The sequence below is a fragment of the Mesorhizobium oxytropidicola genome (genome assembly GCF_056174625.1).
The window spans coordinates 378,970-397,458 of sequence record NZ_JBWBWK010000002.1 but is presented as its reverse complement, the minus strand read 5'-3'; the positions used below and the strand labels follow the sequence as shown (position 1 = coordinate 397,458).

General features: G+C 61.9%; 14 protein-coding genes and 8 pseudogenes. 16 read left to right on the top strand and 6 right to left on the bottom strand.

What is annotated here, in order from left to right:
• Positions 1-46: 46 nt before the first annotated feature.
• The 5 genes and pseudogenes from AC0V8S_RS37320 to AC0V8S_RS37300 form a co-directional block, all read left to right on the top strand.
• Positions 47-828 (top strand): annotated as a pseudogene (locus AC0V8S_RS37320) (cytochrome P450); the annotation flags it as partial.
• A gap of 56 nt (positions 829-884) precedes the next feature.
• Positions 885-1,040: pseudogene (locus AC0V8S_RS37315) on the top strand (helix-turn-helix domain-containing protein); the annotation flags it as partial.
• A 405-nt stretch (positions 1,041-1,445) separates the two neighbouring features.
• Positions 1,446-2,156: a serine protease gene (locus tag AC0V8S_RS37310; protein WP_475438783.1), complete on the top strand. Its 711-nt coding sequence runs from the start codon at positions 1,446-1,448 to the stop codon at positions 2,154-2,156.
• A 472-nt stretch (positions 2,157-2,628) separates the two neighbouring features.
• On the top strand, positions 2,629-3,081 hold the full coding sequence (locus tag AC0V8S_RS37305; RefSeq protein WP_183455077.1) for a hypothetical protein: 453 nt from the start codon (positions 2,629-2,631) through the stop codon (positions 3,079-3,081).
• A 176-nt stretch (positions 3,082-3,257) separates the two neighbouring features.
• Positions 3,258-3,734, top strand: a pseudogene (locus tag AC0V8S_RS37300) (transposase); the annotation flags it as partial.
• A gap of 23 nt (positions 3,735-3,757) precedes the next feature.
• Here AC0V8S_RS37300 and AC0V8S_RS37295 read toward each other — a convergent pair.
• Genes AC0V8S_RS37295 through AC0V8S_RS37280 form a run of 4 tightly spaced genes read right to left on the bottom strand, consistent with a single transcriptional unit; the run spans position 3,758 to position 6,129 of the window.
• On the bottom strand, positions 3,758-4,063 hold the full coding sequence (locus AC0V8S_RS37295) for a hypothetical protein (protein ID WP_475438782.1): 306 nt from the start codon (positions 4,061-4,063) through the stop codon (positions 3,758-3,760).
• Positions 4,003-5,769, bottom strand: a complete 1,767-nt coding sequence (locus AC0V8S_RS37290) for a recombinase family protein (protein ID WP_475438781.1) — start codon at positions 5,767-5,769, stop codon at positions 4,003-4,005. Before AC0V8S_RS37290 ends, AC0V8S_RS37295 begins: the two co-directional genes overlap by 61 nt.
• Positions 5,745-5,978, bottom strand: coding sequence for a hypothetical protein (locus AC0V8S_RS37285; RefSeq protein ID WP_475438780.1), 234 nt, complete (start codon positions 5,976-5,978; stop codon positions 5,745-5,747). Before AC0V8S_RS37285 ends, AC0V8S_RS37290 begins: the two co-directional genes overlap by 25 nt.
• Positions 5,971-6,129 (bottom strand): hypothetical protein, encoded by a 159-nt coding sequence (locus tag AC0V8S_RS37280; RefSeq protein WP_183454876.1) that lies wholly within the window; start codon positions 6,127-6,129, stop codon positions 5,971-5,973. Before AC0V8S_RS37280 ends, AC0V8S_RS37285 begins: the two co-directional genes overlap by 8 nt.
• A 324-nt stretch (positions 6,130-6,453) precedes the next feature.
• On the opposite strand from AC0V8S_RS37280, the pseudogene AC0V8S_RS37275 reads away from it, so the two are divergent.
• The 5 genes and pseudogenes from AC0V8S_RS37275 to istB form a co-directional block, all read left to right on the top strand.
• Positions 6,454-7,323: pseudogene (locus tag AC0V8S_RS37275) on the top strand (IS1380 family transposase); the annotation flags it as partial.
• Positions 7,324-7,476: 153 nt separating this feature from the next.
• A pseudogene (locus AC0V8S_RS37270) lies at positions 7,477-8,118 on the top strand (sigma factor-like helix-turn-helix DNA-binding protein); the annotation flags it as partial.
• A gap of 156 nt (positions 8,119-8,274) precedes the next feature.
• A complete protein-coding gene (locus AC0V8S_RS37265; RefSeq protein ID WP_475438779.1) occupies positions 8,275-9,060 on the top strand; it encodes a tyrosine-type recombinase/integrase in 786 nt (261 codons plus the stop codon).
• Positions 9,061-9,185: 125 nt separating this feature from the next.
• Positions 9,186-10,088 (top strand): annotated as a pseudogene (locus AC0V8S_RS37260) (Mu transposase domain-containing protein); the annotation flags it as partial.
• Between the two features lie 14 nt (positions 10,089-10,102).
• On the top strand, positions 10,103-10,864 hold the full coding sequence (istB, locus tag AC0V8S_RS37255; RefSeq protein ID WP_475434929.1) for an IS21-like element helper ATPase IstB: 762 nt from the start codon (positions 10,103-10,105) through the stop codon (positions 10,862-10,864).
• A 357-nt stretch (positions 10,865-11,221) separates the two neighbouring features.
• Here istB and AC0V8S_RS37250 read toward each other — a convergent pair whose 3' ends face one another.
• A complete protein-coding gene (locus AC0V8S_RS37250; RefSeq protein ID WP_475439152.1) occupies positions 11,222-11,500 on the bottom strand; it encodes a LexA family protein in 279 nt (92 codons plus the stop codon).
• A 43-nt stretch (positions 11,501-11,543) separates the two neighbouring features.
• Here AC0V8S_RS37250 and AC0V8S_RS37245 point away from each other — a divergent pair.
• The 4 genes and pseudogenes from AC0V8S_RS37245 to tnpC all read left to right on the top strand — a co-directional run.
• Positions 11,544-12,662: pseudogene (locus tag AC0V8S_RS37245) on the top strand (IS630 family transposase).
• Positions 12,663-12,827: 165 nt separating this feature from the next.
• Entirely contained in the window at positions 12,828-13,265 is a 438-nt protein-coding gene (tnpA, locus tag AC0V8S_RS37240; RefSeq protein WP_475439151.1) for an IS66-like element accessory protein TnpA, read from the top strand.
• Positions 13,262-13,612: an IS66 family insertion sequence element accessory protein TnpB gene (tnpB, locus tag AC0V8S_RS37235; RefSeq protein ID WP_475439150.1), complete on the top strand. Its 351-nt coding sequence runs from the start codon at positions 13,262-13,264 to the stop codon at positions 13,610-13,612. Before tnpA ends, tnpB begins: the two co-directional genes overlap by 4 nt.
• Before the next feature lie 71 nt (positions 13,613-13,683).
• A pseudogene (gene tnpC / locus AC0V8S_RS37230) lies at positions 13,684-15,033 on the top strand (IS66 family transposase); the annotation flags it as partial.
• A gap of 33 nt (positions 15,034-15,066) precedes the next feature.
• Here the strand turns inward: tnpC and AC0V8S_RS37225 are convergent.
• A complete protein-coding gene (locus AC0V8S_RS37225; RefSeq protein ID WP_475438858.1) occupies positions 15,067-17,136 on the bottom strand; it encodes a recombinase family protein in 2,070 nt (689 codons plus the stop codon).
• 484 nt (positions 17,137-17,620) lie between these two features.
• Between AC0V8S_RS37225 and AC0V8S_RS37220 the strand changes: the two genes are divergently transcribed.
• Complete coding sequence (locus tag AC0V8S_RS37220) at positions 17,621-17,854, top strand: transposase domain-containing protein (RefSeq protein ID WP_475439149.1); 234 nt, start codon at positions 17,621-17,623, stop codon at positions 17,852-17,854.
• A gap of 154 nt (positions 17,855-18,008) precedes the next feature.
• Positions 18,009-18,479 carry a UPF0149 family protein gene (locus tag AC0V8S_RS37215; protein WP_475439148.1) on the top strand — a complete coding sequence of 157 codons (471 nt, stop codon included), beginning with the start codon at positions 18,009-18,011 and terminating at the stop codon, positions 18,477-18,479.
• Positions 18,480-18,489: the final 10 nt, after the last annotated feature.

The window sequence follows — 18,489 nt, the reverse complement described above, 5'->3', positions numbered from 1 at the left end:
TGCCTTCCTTCTCCCCCTTCCATCGCTTAGAGAGTGAACTGCCACCATGTCCGAACAACCCTTGCCGACGCTGCCGATATGGCGCGTCGATCACATCGAGCCCTCGACCGAGAAGTTGGCGCTACGCGCCAACGGTCCGATCCACCGCGTGCGCTTCCCGTCCGGGCACGAAGGCTGGTGGGTGACAGGCTACGACGAGGCCAAGGCGGTGCTGTCCGACGCGGCGTTCCGGCCCGCGGGAATGCCGCCGGCGGCATTCAGCCCGGATTCGGTGATTCTCGGTTCGCCGGGGTGGCTGGTCTCGCACGAGGGGGGCGAGCATGCCCGGTTACGCATGATCGTGGCGCCGGCCTTCAGCAACCGCAGGGTGAAGCTGCTCGCGCAGCAGGTCGAGGCGATCGCCGCGCAGTTGTTCGAGACGCTGGCGGCCCAGCCCCAGCCCGCCGACCTGCGGCGCCACCTCTCCTTTCCGCTTCCGGCCATGGTCATCAGCGCGCTGATGGGCGTACTCTACGAGGATCACGCCTTTTTCGCCGGGCTGTCCGACGAGGTGATGACGCACGAGCATGAAAGCGGCCCGCGCAGCGCGTCGCGCCTGGCCTGGCCTCGCCTGGCCTGGCCTGGCCTGGCCTGGCCTGGGAAGAACTGCGCGCCTACATTCGCGGCAAGATGCGGGACAAGCGCCAGGATCCGGGCGACAACCTGCTGACGGATCTGCTCGCGGCGGTCGACCAGGGCAAGGCGACCGAGGAAGAGGCGATCGGCCTGGCGGCGGGCATGCTGGTGGCGGGGCACGAGTGCACTGCCGCGCAGATCGAATTCGGCCTCTGTTGCGCGACGCCGGGGAGGCCATCGCCCCGCTGGGGCCGCGTGCGGACGTGCACTTAAATGGTGCGAGAACGACCGATGCCGAACGTGTCATCGCAGCCATGGAAAGATGTGGCTGGGTCCAAGCGAAGGCGGTACGCCTGCTTGGACTGACGCCGCGCCAGATTGGCTACGTGCTGAGGAAATACGGTATCGAGATCAAGCGTCTTTGAAACAAACGACCGAAGCGAGTGGCTGGAACAAATCAAGCATGGTGCTTTGGCGCATTGAGACGAGTGGATGCGGGGGCTCCCGCGTCAGTGCCAATTCCGATCCGATCGACACAGCCCGCCTGATCTCAGGCAAGAACATGGGGGCTACACCCGAGATGAGGGGTTGCTACCTAGCAAATGAGATTGGCAGGCAGGAGGGCGTATTTTAGCTATTTCAACCTGGTTGGCCCCCACGACAGGCGGCCGTTATGTCAAGCAAAATAGTACGAGGAACCGATGCTACCAATCTCCCGTCATACCCTCTGCGCGCTCGCTATCCTTTTTGGTGGACAACACGCCCATGCTGTTACGTGCCGGGATCCGGACTTACCGCTGAAGCCCACGATTGCTTTTGGAGAGAAAATCGTGGACGGCAAGCCGACCACGATCGAAGAGCATCCTTGGCAGGTCGCACTCCTTATTAAGGGGAACTTCGTGTGCGGTGGATCTGTGATCGCAGAGCGATGGATCGTCACAGCGGCGCACTGTTTAGCGGATGAAAAAGACGACGTGAAGGTCGAGGTCAAGGTAGGCGCTACAGATTACCATGATGGCGTTTCGTTCTACGCAAAGAGTTTTTTTGTTCACGAAGAATATAACCGGGACACATGTGAACATGACGTGGCGCTGGTGCGAGTGGACAGTACGCAACCCGCAGCAATCATCCCCCTTGCTACCTCCAGTACGCAAATTGCTATTGGCGAGGGACTTACCGTGTCGGGTTGGGGAAATACGTTAGACGTTGGAGAATCGTCAGACGGTGGAGAACCATCAGACCAGCTCCTAAAGGGCACCGTCCCGTACGTAGAGAACGAAACGTGCAATGGTCCGGACTCATATGCTGGGGGGATCTTTCCTGGGATGATGTGCGCCGGAAGCATCAGCGGCGGGACCGATGCTTGCCAAGGGGACAGTGGAGGTCCTCTAACCAAAGGCAATAGCCCAGAGGACGCCATCTTGGTTGGAATTGTATCGACTGGGGACGGTTGCGGAAAGCCGCTGAAGTACGGTGTGTATACGCGCGTGTCGTCTGAGCGCGAGTGGATCTTGGATAAGATGTCACAATTCGGTAACTGAGGCGGCGAGTCAGAATGCGTGCAGGATGGAAAATTCACGTTGCCGCCTCTATCTGAACGCGCAGATTGTGAACTAACCGGAGTTCGGCTTAACAGGTGCCCTCACCGTGTCACATGAATGCTGTGCAGGCTACCGACAAACCGGCCGGATGCGAGTTGCGTCACGCTAATGCGAACGAGAACTCGTTCCGTTTCCGTTTCCGTTGCCGCGTCGCAGCGCACCATCACATTCCCCGTGCAGTTTGCGGCACGTTGTAATTGAAAGCTTCATTCCTTTGGCACGATTACTGCGTCGGATGATACGCAAACGTTGGACGATAGAATGAGCGGTGAGCGTCATGCAGTTTCTTGCGTTAATGGTCCACTCAGCCTTCACGCAGTGGCAGCCGCGCAGACGCTGACGGCGCGGGCCATCCCGATAGTCATCTATCCGGTCTGCGGAGAACAAGAATCAGAATGGGAGCGAGATCAGCATGTACTCGAATTTGAAACGTTTGGCCCAAGCAACTGCCATCGCCTCGCTCTGGACCATTGGGTCAGTCGCGCTGTCGATTTTGTATGGGTGCCACACGATGGAAAATATGGATGCAGGCCTAACATCGTTACGAGGTCAACCGTATCAAGAGGCGTTTCGCGTTCTCAGCTTTCCCGATGCGGAGAGCATGATAGCCCATAAGCGTGTTTTCACGTGGGTAACCCGGGACGCCGGCTCATACACTGTTCCAACGTTTAATTCGGGCACGGCCTATGTGAACGGGGAGCCGATCTACGTCGAGACCCAAGGCACAGCAACCGAGATCTACGACGATCACTGCAAAATCGACGTGATCGTTGGATCCTCCGACATGATTGAGGACATCAAGTACGATGGAAACATCGGAGGCTGCGAGAGGTATGCACGCCGGCTTCGTCCCAAGGCTCAGTAACTTCAAATTTTTAGCGATCACGTGTAACCTTATACAACTTCGGATTTCCGGATTTACCCGATCAGTTAGCCCGGAAAATTCATGGCAGGTTGGCGGATGTGGAGCAAACCGTTGAAATGACGTAGGATTTGGTTGCTTAGGCCGATCCGCGCCATGTTCCGGAGACCACACCCGCCATGAATGATCCTACGCTGCCGCTGACGGGTTTGTCATCTGTTCGCAGCAAGTCTGTCGTCGCCCGTTTCGACGGGGGGATGCTATCCTCGAACAGTGGCGTTCTGGCTCTGGCCGAGGTGGAAAAGCGGCTGCGTGTCGCCGAGCGTCTGGCGCGGTGCATCGACGATCCGCGCTCCCCGGACCAGGTCATCCACAGCTTTTCAGATATGATCGGCTTTCGCATGAAGATGATCGCCGCCGGCTATGAGGATGGCAATGACGCCAACCGGCTGCGCTCCGATCCGGTCTTCAAGATGGCCCAGGATGCGCTGCCGTCGGGTCGGGATCTGGCCTCCCAGTCGACGATCTGCCGGCTGGAGAACCTGCCCGGCGTGCGGGAGCTGGTCGCGATGGGGCGGGCGATGGTCGATCTCTATTGCGCTTCCTTCCGGCAGGTGCCGAAGCGGATTGTGCTCGACATCGACGATACTTTGGATCCATTGTCATAATACCCCCTGGTTCACGGTATCTGTTCGAAGAGGCTGGGATTTTTGTCTATCGTCTTGATCCATAGGCCTTTTCTCTGTCCACGCACGACATGGACGGATTCGAGTTCGCCGCGTTTTACTCGCTGCAACACGACCTGGCGCGACAGGCCGAGGTTCTCCATGGCGTCGCGGATGGGCTCAAAGCCTTCGCCAGGCGTGGCCAGGAATCGGGCCTTTAGTTCGGCGGTCAGGCGAATGCGCCATGGCGCACCGGGTGTCACCTGTTCGCCCGGGATGAGGCCGTCGTTGACATGGCGGTGGAGCGTCGATGGCGCCACGCCGAGCGCGGCAGCGGCCTGACGGACGGTGACGATGTCGCCGTCGGCGGCTGGTGGCTTGGCCTTGCAGGCGGGAATCTTCCAGTGCTTACGCAGATAGCCGACGCGTCGTCAAACCGGTGGCCGTACGCCGTTCGGCGGCCCTGGCGGTTGAGGACGCCGGCAATGACCGCGTCGGGATAATGCGGTGCCAGCCGCCGCAGCAGCGCCAGCGTGTCCTCGTCGGTACGAACCGTCGCCGGCCGCGAGCGCGGCAAGGCGACGGTGAGGCGACTCGTAGCGTTGCCCTTCCAGCGCAAGACGAGAAGCGCCGCTGCCTCGTCGCGATCGACATGGAGGGTGACCTCATCGAGGAGCGTGCGCAGCAATTCCTTGCGGTCACGCGGCGTGGTGGTGGGCGCGTACCAAACGCTCGCCAGATCGGCCCCGAGGGCAAGCAGCGTTTCCCGCTCCGTGGCCGACAGGACGCGCGGACGCTGCTCCTCGCGCCGCGCCAGTTCCGCCTTTGCCGCCTCCAGTGCGCGCAACGCCTCCTCCCACTCCTGCTCGAGCCTGCGGGCGACCAGGCGATTGTCGGGATCGACGGCGCAATAGCGGCGCTCGGCGCGGTTGACGGCGAAGGCGGCGCGCTCCACGTCGAGCCGCCAATGCTTGAGTGCTGCCTCGCGATCGTTCTCCAGCCGCTCGGCCGCTTCGAGCGTGGCGGTCAGGCGCACCGGCTCCAGCGCCTCCAGGAAGGCCGCCACCACGGCTTCATCGATCTGCCCGCCGCCAACATTGAGGCAATGGACGCCTCTGCCCTCGACGACCACCTTGCCGGGACAATGGTAGCCCGGCGTCACGGTGCGGCCGCGATAATGGGTGTGCAGCCGTCGCCCGCAGTGGCCGCAGCGGGCAATGCCCTGCAGCAGGGCGCCACCCTCTCTGGCGGCGCCACCGGCCTGTTCCTGCGCCTTGGCGTGCGTCCGGGGTTGGGTGTTGGCCGCCATGCGCTCTCGATTGGCCTCGAAGGTGGGCCAATCGATATAGCCCTGGTGGTGGTCCTTGATCAGCACTTGCCAGTCTTCCATCGGCAGCTTGCGTATCCGCTTGCACCGCGCGCCGGTTTCGTCGAGCACCGTCTCTCGGCGATACTTGCCATAGACATAGGCGCCGGCATAGACTGGATTGCCAAGCACACTGTGAATCGCGTGGTAGCTGGCCTCGCCCCAGCGCAGCTCGGTGCGTGCATTAAGCCACAGCGGGAACTTCATCCCTTGCTCGCGGAACCACAGCCACACGCGGCGCGCCGAGCCGAGCTCGGCAAAGCGGGCAAAGACGGTGCGGATGGCATGGGCGACGGCCTCGTCGGGATGGATCAGGATCTCGCCGTCCGCCTCGCCCCAGACGAAGCCGATCGGTAGGCCGCGGCGCAATTCACCGCGCGCTGCCTTGTTGCGGATGCCGCCATTGAGGCGGGCGCGCAGGACGTGCAATTCGGCCTCGCTCATGGCGCCTTTCAACCCGAGCAAAAGCCTATCGTTGAACAGAGCCGGGTGGTAGATCCCGTCGGCATCGCCAATCAGCGTATCGGTCAGCCCGGCCAACTCGATCAGCCGGTGCCAGTCGGCATTGTTGCGCGCCAGCCGCGAAACCTCCAGGCCAAGCACGATGCCGACCCGGGCCAGCGCCACCTCGCTGGTCAGCCGCGCAAAGCCGGCGCGCATGACGCTGCCGGAGCCGGACAGGCCAAGGTCCTGTCGATGACCAGGACACGCTCGTCCGGCCAACCCAGCTCGCGCGCCCGACCGGAGAGCGCGTATTGCCGCTCGGTCGATTCACGGTTGTTCTCCACCTGTGAGGCGCTCGACTGGCGCAGGTAGACGACAGCCAGCCGGGCCTGGTGACCGGCGGCGATTTTGCTGTGTTCAGTCATGACCGGCCTCCCTCACTGTCAGCATGCGCGCGATCACGAGGGCGAGCCGGCGCAACGCCTCCGCCCGCGCCTCGGCGTCCAGCGTCTCCCAGGTGGGTGGGTCGGGAGGCCGCTTGCGGTCTTCCTCGGCGAATCTCAGCTTCAGTTGCATGTCGCTCCTCCGTGTCATCGGGCGGCGACTCGCCGCGCCGTTCAAGAAGAGCGTCGGTCAGAAAGCGCAGATGCAGAAGGTCTGAAAGCCGCCCAATGCTGGAGTGATTAGCCGGCGAGGCTGTGGAATCACCCCCCAGGCCCCCGAGATCCGTCCACGCGACGGGAATGTAGGTCCGGCTGCCGTCCGGCAATTCTAAAAGCAGCGTTGGCTCGCCGCGGCGTTTGAGGCGGCTGATTACGGCCAGAGGCCGCCCTTCAAAGGCGTGGCCCTCCCGCATGATCGTTGCCGAGGCGGGAAGGTCCTGGTGATGGGCAGTCTGGAGATGTTTCCTTTGACGCCGTACATGGCGGCCAGCAATTGCGCCTGTTCAACGCGTATTACGACGAATACGGCTTCCAGCCGATCGTGGTGTTCGATGGCGATGGCCGGTTCGTCAGCGCGATCCTGCGACCGGCCAGGCGGCCGAGCGGGGCTGAGATCTGCCCCCACCTGCGCCGCCTCGTGCGGGCGATCCGGAGCAATTGGCCGACCACACGGATCCTGATCCGGGCCGACAGCCACTACTGCGGTCCGCAGGTCATCGACTGGTGCCGCGCCAACGGTGTAGACTTCATCCTCGGCGTGGCGCCCACCACGACGCTGCGCGAGCATGTCGCGCATCTGGAAGCCACCACGCTGGCGCGTTTTGAGGCGTCGGCGAAATCGAACAAGGTCCGCCGCTTCAAGGAGTTCTTTGACGGCGCCGCCAGTTGGAGCCGCGTCGAGCGCATCATCGCGCGGGTCGAGGTCGGCGCCAAAGGAGCCGACACCCGCTTCATCGTCACCAATCTGGCCAGTGGCAAGGCCAAGGCGCTCTACGAGGACCTCTACTGCCGGCGCGGCGCGGCCGAGAACCACATCAAGTCCTGGAAGACGCATCTTGCCGCCGACCGCACATCCTGCACAAGAGCGACGGCCAACCAGTTCCGGCTCTTCCTGCATGCCGGCGCCTACTGGCTAATGTGGGGCCTGCGCGCTGCGATGCCGAAACGCTCGAGCTTTGCCGTCGCCCAATTCGACACGCTGCGATTTCGCCTCATCAAAATCGCCGCGCGGGTGGTCGAGATGAAAACGCAAATCCGCCTGCACCTGCCGACATCCTGCCCCGACCAGCGTATTCTGCGCATCGTTGCGTATTTCAGTCGATCGTGAGCACGGATTTCACCGCATCGTGAGCACGCATTTCGCGGGATCGTGAGCAGCGATTTCAGACGATCGTGAGCAGCCTCCTCGCAGGTTGTGGACGCTTCGGCCGACATCTCAACCGGGCTACAGGTTGCCTCGTCAATGCAACGAGGAAGCCTGATGCCAACCCAGAGATTGTCGATGCGCCGGATCAGAGAAGTTTTACGTCTAAGGCATGTCCAGGGCCTGACCGAACGCGTCATCGCGCGCACGCTCGGGGTGAGCAATGGCGTCGTGCATGGCTACCTGCGGCGTGCCCGTCTTGCGGGGCTGAGCTGGCCGCTGCCTGAAGGGATGGATGACGAAGGCCTTGAGCTCCTTCTCTTTCCGGCACCGAAGGCGGCGTCGCAAAGCCCCCCGCGGCTGGTGCCCGATTGGAGCTATGTGGAGAAGGAGTTGCGCCGCCGCAGCGTCACGCGGGTGCTGCTGTGGGAGGAGTATCGTGCCGCCAATCCAGACGGCTTTGGCTATACCTGGTTTTGCACGACCTTCGAGGCCTGGAAAGGGCGCGCGCGCCCGACGATGCGCCAGACGCACCTGGGCGGCGAGAAGGTGTTTGTCGATTTCGCTGGCGATACCATCGACATCTTCGACCCCATCACCGGCGAAGCGCGTCCCATGAAGCTGTTCGTCGCAGCGATGGGCGCCTCGAACTATACCTACGCCGAGGCGTGCCCGAGCGAGAGCCTGCCCGACTGGATCGGCCTTCACGCCAACCTGTTCCGGTTTCTAGATGGCGTGCCGAAGTTCGTGGTTCCCGATTTTGTTCCCGGGAACAAAATCGTAGTTTTGTGTCCAACGCCATTATGTGGCGAACGGGAGTTAAAACCCACATTTGCGAACCTTATCGCTGAGCTAGCGGCAACATAACGGAGCGCTCATGGCATGGTGATCTCGTTGTTCCCTTAGGAGATTGTCATGCTTGAGAAGTACTACATCCGCCCCGCTACTATCGATCGCATTCACGAGTCCTGGATCGCCTCCACAGTCGAACAATACGTCGGCTGGATGGCAGAACGCCGCTATACGGATCGCAGCGTGTCCCGCCGGATTCCCATCGTGGTGAGTTTCGGCGAGTTCGCAAAAGCTCACGGAGCCAGCGAAGTTAAGAACCTACCTGATCACGTCGAGCCTTTCGTGCAGGCGTGGATTGGTGAGCGTGCTAGACGACGCTCGGGCCGGCGACGCAAGCAGATCGGCAATGAAGTACGCAATCCCATCCGCCAGATGCTCAAGCTGGCGGTCCCCGGCTATTTTGGCCTGGGTCGTCTCCATAAGCCGGATAACCCTTTCGAACGTCAGGCGCCGGGGTTGTTGAAGTACCTGACCGAAGAGAAGGGGCTTCGTCAGAGATCGATATACCAGTACCAAATTAGTTTGCGTCAGTTCGCAACCTATCTTGAGCGCATCGGCGTCGACGACCTCGCAAAGCTGTCGCCAATCGTGCTCAGCGGGTTCATCGCCGAGTACGCTCCGCCACGAGTTTCCTGGTCGACGGTGCGCAATGCATGCGGGGTGCTACGGGTCTTTCTGCGCTACCTCCATCGTGAGGGGGTTCTGGCCAAGGATCTCAGTTCGCTTGTCGAGTTTCCGCAGTCGTACCGGCACGCTGGTGTTCCGCGATCGATCAGTTGGGAACAGGTCGAGCAAGTGCTGGCAGGCATCGACAGACGTGCCCCGACCACGTTTTGCCTGGAAGGATGACAAAACCCTCATCAACTGGATCAACTCGCTGTAGCGCATTATGTGTCCTCTCGCCCGCGGCCCACCTTCGAAATACCGGCTCAAACCCGTTGCCAGCCACATAATGGGGTCGGACACAAAACTACGATAATCTCAGGGCCGCCGTCACCAACCCCGACCGCTACGACCCCGGTCTCAACCGGACCTATGCGGAGATGGCGAGCCATTACGGCACCGCAGTTCTCGCAGCCAGGCCGAGACGCCCGAAGGATAAGGCAAAAGTCGAGGTCGCCGTGCAAATTGCCCAGCGCTGGGTCCTGGCGCGGCTGCGCAACCAGCGCTTCTTTTTCCTGGCGGAGCTGAACGCCGCCATCCGTCTGCTCGTCGCCGAACTCAACGCCCGCCAGATGCGCGGCTTCGGCTCCAGCCGCGCCGAGCTCTTCGCCGAGATCGACAGGCCGAAGCTGGGAGAACTGCCTGACCAGCCATACGTCTTTGCGCGCTGGAAGCGTTGCCGCGTCGCGCCCGACTATCACGTTGAGGTCGACGGGCACTGGTATTCCACGCCCTACCGCCTCATCCGCGAGCTCGTCGATGTGCGCATCGCCGACAACACCGTCGAGATATTCCACAAGGGGCAGCGCATCGCCAGCCACGCCCGTGCGCCCAACCGGCGCGGCCACACCACCGTTGCCGATCACATGCCGAGCGCGCATCGCCGCTACGGCAAGTGGACGCCGGGGGGACTGATCGCGGCCGGCGAGAAGATCGGTCCCGCCACCGCCGCCTTCTTCCAGGCTGTCATCGCTGACCGGCCGCACCCCGAACAGGGCTTTCGCACCTGTCTCGGCATTCTGGCGCTGACCAAGAGCTACGGCCACACGCGCGTCGATGCAGCCTGCCAACGCGGCATCCTAATCAAGGCACGCTCCGTCGCCTCGATCCGTTCGATCCTCAAGAACGGCCTTGATCGGGCCTTCCTCGACGACACGCCCGACCACCAACCCCTGCGCCACGGCAACATCCGCGGTCAGGGCTATTTCCACTGAACCAGGAGTTCTCAATGCTCGCCCATCCCACGCATGAACGGCTGATCGCACTCGGCTTGACCGGAATGGCCAAGGCCTTCGAGGAGCAGCGACGATCACCGGATCTCGATGCCCTGTCGTTCGAGGAGCGCATCGGGCTTCTTGTCGATCGCGAAGCCGCCGAGCGCGACACCAAACGGCTCACCACACGCCTCAAATTCGCCGCGCTGCGCCAGAGCGCGTGCGTGGAAGATGTCGATTTGCGCACCCCGCGCGGCATCGACCGCGCCGTCTTCGCCCGGCTCGTCGCCGGCGACTGGATCGATCGCCATGAGAATCTGCTGGTCACGGGCGCAACCGGCTTGGGAAAGAGTTGGATTGCCTGCGCGCTCGGCCACAAAGCCTGCCGCGACAATCGATCGGTGCTCTATCATCGCGTCCCGCGCCTCTTCGAGGCGCTCGCGCTGGCTCGAGGTGACGGACGCTATGGTCGCCTGCTCAAGACGCTCGGGCGCGTTCAACTCCTCCTTCTCGACGACTGGGGCCTGTCTGTTCTCAACGCGTCCGAACGGCGCGACCTCCTGGAGATCCTCGACGATCGCCACGGCCGAGCATCGACCATCGTCACGAGCCAAATTCCCGTGGAACTCTGGCACGACGTCATAGGCGATCCCACCCTCGGTGACGCGATTCTGGATCGCCTCGTTCACAACGCTCACCGCCTTCAACTCACCGGAGAAAGCATGCGAAAACACAGTGCCCGCGCCCGCCCTCTTGACGGCGCCTCAAACACCTGAATCAATGAACACGTCGGTCGAAACGGCCGCTCATGATCGCGCGAAATACCTGCTCACGATCAAATGAAACGAGCGCTCACCATCGCCTGAAACGGCTGCTCACAATCAGCGAAATGCGCACATCGTCCTCGATCGCATCCCCCAACTCGCGACATAACGATGGGGCGCAGGCGCCCCGAAACGAACCCGCCGACCGCAACCTGCAAACCCCGCCTGCCATCACGACGGATCATCGCCGGCGCCCGACGAGGCTCGCCGAAAAGCGCTCAACAGCGGCCACATCGCCGATGCAGGCCGCCGAAAGCCGATCGCCGTGCATCAAGGCGGCTAGTGTACCGTCGCAGTGATTATGACGGGTTAGTCTACGCCGAGAACGGGCAGGTCCTGTGGCGGGACGAGCAACTGGATGCTGCGAGCGACACCGGGCTGCTTGTCGATCAAGTCGAGTTGGTTGAGGGTCTTGAGCATCTGATGGACTGACGGTGCGGTGACCCTGAAGTAGCGCTGGAAGTCCGCCTCCGCCGGAGCGCGGCGATTGATCTGCGAATAGGCCCAGATGAAGGCGAGGTACTGGCCCTGTTTGGCGGTGAACCGTTCTGTCGGCGCCGGCGTCTTTTGGTCAAGCAATTGATTCATTGTAGATTCACCTACGGCTCTTCCACCAAGAAGGGCTTTGGGAATGAACATACGATATCGGGTCGAACTCAGCCAATCCGAACGAGACGAGCTGCGTGCCTTGGTGAGCGGGGGTAAACTGCCGGTGCGGCGGCTCAAGCGGATGCAGATCCTGCTGGCCGCCGACGCCGGGGTCGCCGACGAGGCCATCGCCATCTCGGTGCAGACCAGCGACTCGACCATCTACCGCACCAAGAAGCGCTTTGTGGAGATCAGCCTGGAGGCCGCCCTCAGTGAAGGGCCGCGTCCGGGGGCGGCTCGCAAACTGAGCGGCAAGCAGGAGGTGCAACTGGTGGCGCTGGCCTGTTCTGATCCGCCGCAGGGATGCGCCCGGTGGACTTTGAAGCTTCTGGCCAACGCCCTGGTCGAAGTGATCGAACACCCGAGCGTCTCACGCGACACCGTCCGCCGGCGGTTGAACGACAACGATCTGAAGCCCTGGCAACAGAAGATGTGGTGCATCGCCAATATCGATGGGGAGTACATCGCCCGCATGGAGGATCTCCTCGATCTCTATGCCGAGCCGCATGATCCCAAGCGACCGGTGGTCTGCTTCGATGAAAGTCCGATCCAGCTCATCGGCGAGGTGCGCGTGCCCATCGTGCCGAAACCCGGAAAGCGATACCGCTACGACTCCGAGTACAAGCGTAACGGCACGGCCAACCTCTTTGTCATGGTCGACGCCAACCGGTCGTGGCGCAAGGTCAAGGTCACCGACCGGCGCGCCAACGAGGACTTCGCCGATGCGCGACCTGGTCGACGTGGACTATCCCGGCGCCGACAAGGTCCGCGTCGTGATGGATAACCTATCAACCCACACCGCCTCCGCTGTCTATCAGACCTTTCCAGCAGTCGAGGCGCGTCGGATCTTGCGACGCCTGGAGTTCCACTACACACCAGGCACGCCAGTTGGCTCAACATCGTCGAGATCGAAATCGGCGTCATGCGCCGCCAATGTCTTGATCGCCGCATCGCTAGCCGCGACCTCCTTGAAACAGAGATCCGGACCTGGGAACGCCGCCGCACCGAAAGTGGCGCCCGCATCCGCTGGATGTTCTCCACACAGCAGGCCCGAGCGAGAATGGCAAAATCCTATCCCACGCCATCTCTCAAAGAGTCATAATCACCGCGACGCGACACTAGGTGCCTAGCTGCCCGACCTCAGACTTAGGGTGAACGTACCATTGTCAGCGATTTGCGCTCGCAAAGATTCTGTGAAGTTGTTTGTAGGGTAAGCGGTGCGCGAAGGCACCTTGCAATAGGCCGATGAACATGGAGTTTTCGGGCCATGACATTGGAACATGCAAGGGGCGATCTGGTCGCCGAGTTAAGCGGTGCCGCGGCGGCCGAAGATCGTGCAACGATGCCCGGGCGCTCGCGGCAACGGAGGCTATGGAGTTGCACCGAGAAGCGCGCGTTGGTCGACCTGGCGAGCGCGGCGGGGTCGTCGGTGACGGAGGTCGCGGAAGCGTTCGGCGTAGCTCCATCCCAGCTCTATGCCTGGCGCAAGCAGATGGCCGGCGGCGAGCTCGATACCGATCAGGCGATGGCAACTTTCGCACGGATCGAAGTGAACGATCTGCCCGAGGTCGAGCGTCCGGTCGCCGATTGCCCGGACCCGGCCGGCAGGATCGTCGTGGCCTTTCCGAATGGCGCGCGATTGCGGATCGACGGGACCATCGATCCGACGGCGCTGCGTATCGTCCTGTCGGAGTTGACCAGGTGATCACGGTGGTGCCGACCGACCGGATTTACCTTTGCTGCGGCGCGACCGACATGCGTCGCGGGATCAACAGCCTGGCGCGGATGGTGCAGCAGGTGCTCGCGCTCGACCCGCACACCGGCGCGATCTTCTGCTTCCGTGGACACAAGGGTCATATCATCAAGATTCTGGCGCATGACGACCAGGGGTTCTGCCTTTTTACAAAACGGCTGACCGATGGTTGTTTTGCCTGGCCAACCACCAAGGATCAGGTCGCCGTGTCGCTCACCAAGGCGCAGCTTTCGCTGCTTTTGGACGGGATCGATTGGCGCCGGCCGAGCAAGATTTATCGACCGCGTTTGGCTGGCTGATTTTGATGTTTCTTATTGATTTTGTGTTGATTCTTCTTCCGTGACGAGGGTCTTTCGGGTATAGGTTTTGGGTGTCGGAACAAGCTCCCTCAACCGCTGATTTCTTCGCTCGGATCGCCCTTCTGGAGGCGGCCGTTTCTGCCCGTGACATCACCATCGCCGAACGCGATGAGCAGCTTCGAAGAGAGCGCGCCGAGGCCGCGCTTCGCATCCAGCGCCTGCAGCTGCGGATCGATCGCTTCAACCGCAAGGCCTTCGGCCGCTCCTCCGAGAAGCTGGGCCAGATGCGGCTCGAACTCGAAGATCTCGAGACCGATTTCGCCGCCAGCGTGCCCGATCTCGAGCTGCCCATCGTTGCTGACACCGACAAGGTCCGGGTGTTGCCGTTGCGTAAGCTCAATCCCAACCTGCCGCGCAAGCGCATCGTTCGCGAGCCGTCTTGCGCATGTTGCCCGGGCTGCGGCGGCGATCTGCGCGCCATGGGCGAAGATAGCGACGAGATGCTCGATCTGGTTGCCCAGGCCTGGCAGGGGATGGAGACCATTCGACCCAAGTACAGCTGCCGGACCTGCGATAAAATCATCCAGGCGCCCGCACCAGCCAAGGCCATTGCACGCGGCAAGCTCAGCTATGCCGCGCTCGCCCATATCATGATGGCCAAGTGGGGTTATCATCTGCCGTTCTACCGTCAGGCCCAGATGATGGCCGCCAAGGGCGTCGATATCGAGCGATCCACGCTTGCGCGCAGCGCCGGCTACGCCGCCGCCTTGCTCGATCCGATCTACAATCGCATCCGTGAGATCGGCCGTACCCGCAGCAAGATTCACACCGACGACACGCGGCTTCCGATCCTGGCGCCCAGCACCGGCAAGACGCATAAGGGCGCGCTCTGGGTTTACGTCGCCGACGACCGCAACTCGGGTTCGAAGGAGCCGCCGATCGCCTGGTATCGCGCCACCATGGGCCGCGCCGGCGAGAGCGTAATGACCGAGCTCGCCGGATTTACCGGCACGCTCCAGGCCGACGGTTTCAGCGGCTATAACCAGATCTACAAGGGCGGTGCCATTCGAGAAGCTGCCTGCCTGGCCCATCTGCGTCGCAAGATATTCGACGTTCACGACAGCCAGCCGACCGAGCTCAGCACGACGGCGATGGCCGGTATCCAGGCGATCTACCGGATCGAGGAAGAGATACGGGGGCTCCCGCCCGCCGAGCGATTGGCCGCACGACGAAGTCGGACCCGACCACTGGTCCGCGCGCTGCGACGACAGCTCACGCGCCAGGGCAACGGTTTGTCGCGCCATGCCGATATCGCGAAGGCCTTCGCCTATGGCACCAGACGATGGCGCGCGTTCAATCGCTTCCTCTACGATGGCCAGCTCGAGCCCGACAACCTGATCGCGGAGCGGGCCATTCGTGGATTTACAACGACCGATTCATACTGCACCTCCTCCTCAAACGTCTGGAAACAGGGACTTTTGGTTTTCCATTTTGATGCGACACGGGCCCCTGTGACGCGGAAACTGGGTTACTTGATCCTTTTCCAGGTCAGTGGCTCGTATTTGGTGCGGCGCATCCGGAACAACCTGCTCGGTAGGGAGCACGCCCTCCTTGATCAGTCGACGGACACGATGGGCTGTAACTCCAAGCTTTTTGGCAGCTTCGGTCAGCGTGAGCCATTCGCCATTCTTTTCGGCGGATCGGTAGCCGTGGATTTTATGGACCGTGCGCAGTGCCCCGACACGGCGCGCCGTCCAGGTTTTGCCTTGTCCGGTCTGCATTCCCATCCGGTTGAGAGTGGCGGCAATGTTTGCGTCGGACCAGCGGGTAGCCATAGACCGCATGACGGCAAGGGCTGCCTCCGGAGTACTCTGGCCATGTTCGCCCGCTTTGGGTTTGCGAATACGCAGCTGGGAGTGTTGCCCACCCCTCCAGTGGATCGTCAAAATGACTTCACGTTGTTCTTCATCGACGTCAGCGATGATATCAGACACGAGGGTGCGAAGGAGCTGCTGACGACAACGCATATCGACGTCAGGTGCGCGCCAGGCAGCCTCCAGGTCGGTGGCAATGCCAGCAAAATCGGGAACTGGGGTGACAAGATCGATTTGTCGCGCTTGGGCCAAACCCGCTTCACAGGCTTCCACGCGCCTGAGCGTTGCCTCCCAGCTCTTCTCAAGTTGGGCAGCGATCAGCCGGTTGTCGGGGTCGCAAGCGGCATAGCGACGTTCAGCGAGAGATGCCTCGTATCGGGCTTGCTGCAAGTCCAGCTCCACCATACGGTGTCGTTCTTCCAGATTATCCCGATGCGCACGGTCAGCTTCCATTGCGGCCTCGATCGCCATTGGCGTCACGGCCCTCAATATCTCTTTGCCGATGGCAGGGTCGATGCGAGATGCGCCAAAAGTCATGCATCGTGGCTTGGCCAGCATCTGGTTGATACGTTCGCAGCGGTAATAGGGATGACCCGGAGGCCGGCCCGAATAGACAACGCCCAACCGCCTTCCACATCGGCCGCACGTGAGCAGGCCCGCAAGCAGCGCCCGGCCGCCACGACCCGACTTGATGCCGCCTTTCTGTCCAAAGGCATTGACGGCGATATGGCTCTGGTTCCTCTCAAACTCACTCCAATCGATATAGCCTTCATGATGATCCTGGAGCAGCACTTCCCACGTTCCAAAGGGCTTGTCGTGGCCGTAGCTTTTGCGAGCCCTGCCATCGACAATCTCCGTTCGCTTCTCGCTTTTACCATAGACGTAGACCCCGGCGTAGAATGGGTTCTTCAGGATCGAAATAACACTTCGATAGCGAACCGGCACCCAGTCGAAGGACACCGTTTTGCGCCCGTCAGAAGGACGGGGAAAATGGAAATTATCAGCCGTCAGCGAAATCAGCACCTGACGGGCGCTGCCAAGCTCGCGGAAGCGCGAAAAGATGAGGCGGATCGCCTGCTGTACCCGAAGATCAGGATCAAGCCCCAGACCGTATTCACGATGCCAGATATAGCCGATCGGAACACTGAGGCGCAGTTCCCCCCGCCGCGCTTTGGCGCGAGCCGCGTCAAGCATGCGCGTTCGCAAAATGCCGAGCTCAAACTCGCTGATACTGCCCTTCATGCCCAACAACAATCGATCGTTCGGCCGACAGGGATCGTACACCCCGTCGAGATCTATGACGCGCGCTTCAACCAGGCCGCACAGTTCCAGGAGATGGTGCCAATCCCGACCATTGCGAGAAAGGCGCGATGCGTCGAGACAGAGCACTGCGCCAATTTTGCCCGTGCACAGGCCGCTGACCAGTCGTTCGAAACCAGGGCGGTCTACAGCACCGCTGGCGGTACGACCAAGGTCATCGTCGATCACATCGACGTCACGGAAACCCCAGCGGCGCGCGACATCGACAAGTTCATATTGTCGCCGCTGACTCTCCAGGTTGTTCTGGACCTGACCGGGGGTCGACTGTCGAACGTAGACCACAGCTTTGCGCTTCAGCACCGTGGCTGGAAGGAGATCATTGCCCATCATCGCTCGTCTCCTTCGTCGCGACGCCGGCCGCGGCCATCAGGAGGGTCGCCAGCCTGGCGACAACAACGCTTCGTTCCGCGTCGCTCAGGCCTCGCATCTGCGGCGTATCGAGCGGCATGCTCAGCTGCTGGGTCAGCAGCGGTAGCGACGAGGGTCGTGGTAGTGCCTTCATGGCGCGCCTCCTGGATGGCCGTGAGTCCATCCGTCGAAGTCTGCCTGAAACCGCGCTCGGTAAGCAGTCTATGAAGCTCTGCAAGCCCAACCACCGCAACGCGCGGTTCGCCCATCTCCATGTCGGCGCAAAACGCCCGATCCAGCATCCACTCCGCCACCTGGATGATCTCACCCGGCCTGATCTCTACCCGGATGATCGCGCCATTGGCCCGGTCCTCGCGACCTTCATGCCGAAAACGACCGCCGTAATATGGATGCCAGCGATAATGAAACTCTACCATCTGCCCGACATGGGCAGAATGACCCTGCGATGGCAGTCGGCAGGCGCAATTGGCTTTTCTCGGGCAGCTTCGCCGCGGCAGAGCGGTTAGCTGTCGTGCTCAGCATCATTGAGACGTGCAAGCTTTGCGGCGTCGATGCCGAAGCCTACATGGCCGACGTCACCGAGCGCATCCAGAATGATTGGCCAGCCTCGCGCTGGGACGAACTGATGCCGTGGAATTGGGTGCGCCGCGAAGAGATGCAGCTCTCCTTGGCGGCATGAGCGCGATCGATGACATGGCGCTGTCGGACGAGGCGCTGGAGGCCTGGATGGCCGTCAAGGTCAACCGTCGCCCGCTGGTGCGGACCATGTCGGCGCTGGATGGCTTCGTAACGGCGGCGGTCACCGGCCGCGGTTCGCGGACCCGCAAGACTGGATGTGCCCGCTCATGGGGTTGCCGCGCGACGTCTTGGCCAAAGGCTCTGCAACCGATCACGCCGTGTTTGCCAGCGTCGCCAGGATCCACAACCGGATCAACGAGACGCTCTTCGACAGACCGCAGGATTATGCGCCCCGATTCGCAACCAAGCCCAGCGGCGGCATCGACCCCCGGCCGTGGTGCCAGGGGTTCTACGCGGCCATGAATCTCAACATCAAAAAATGGAAACGGCTACTCGACCTCAACAACCCCAATCACGGCCTGCTGCTGCCGATCCTGATCTACTGCGTCGACAAAAGGGGAGGCCCGTCCTCGGCAAGCCCAGGCCGGGGCCCGAGACCGCGCGCTTCATCGAGCATGAGGCCTACAAAGACATCGCCCTCGTCATCCCCGCACTGCGCGAACTCCACTACGTCACCCGCTATGGCTATGGCAACCCGGAGTGATCGCCGCCGGCGCGCCGACTAACGGCTGACCT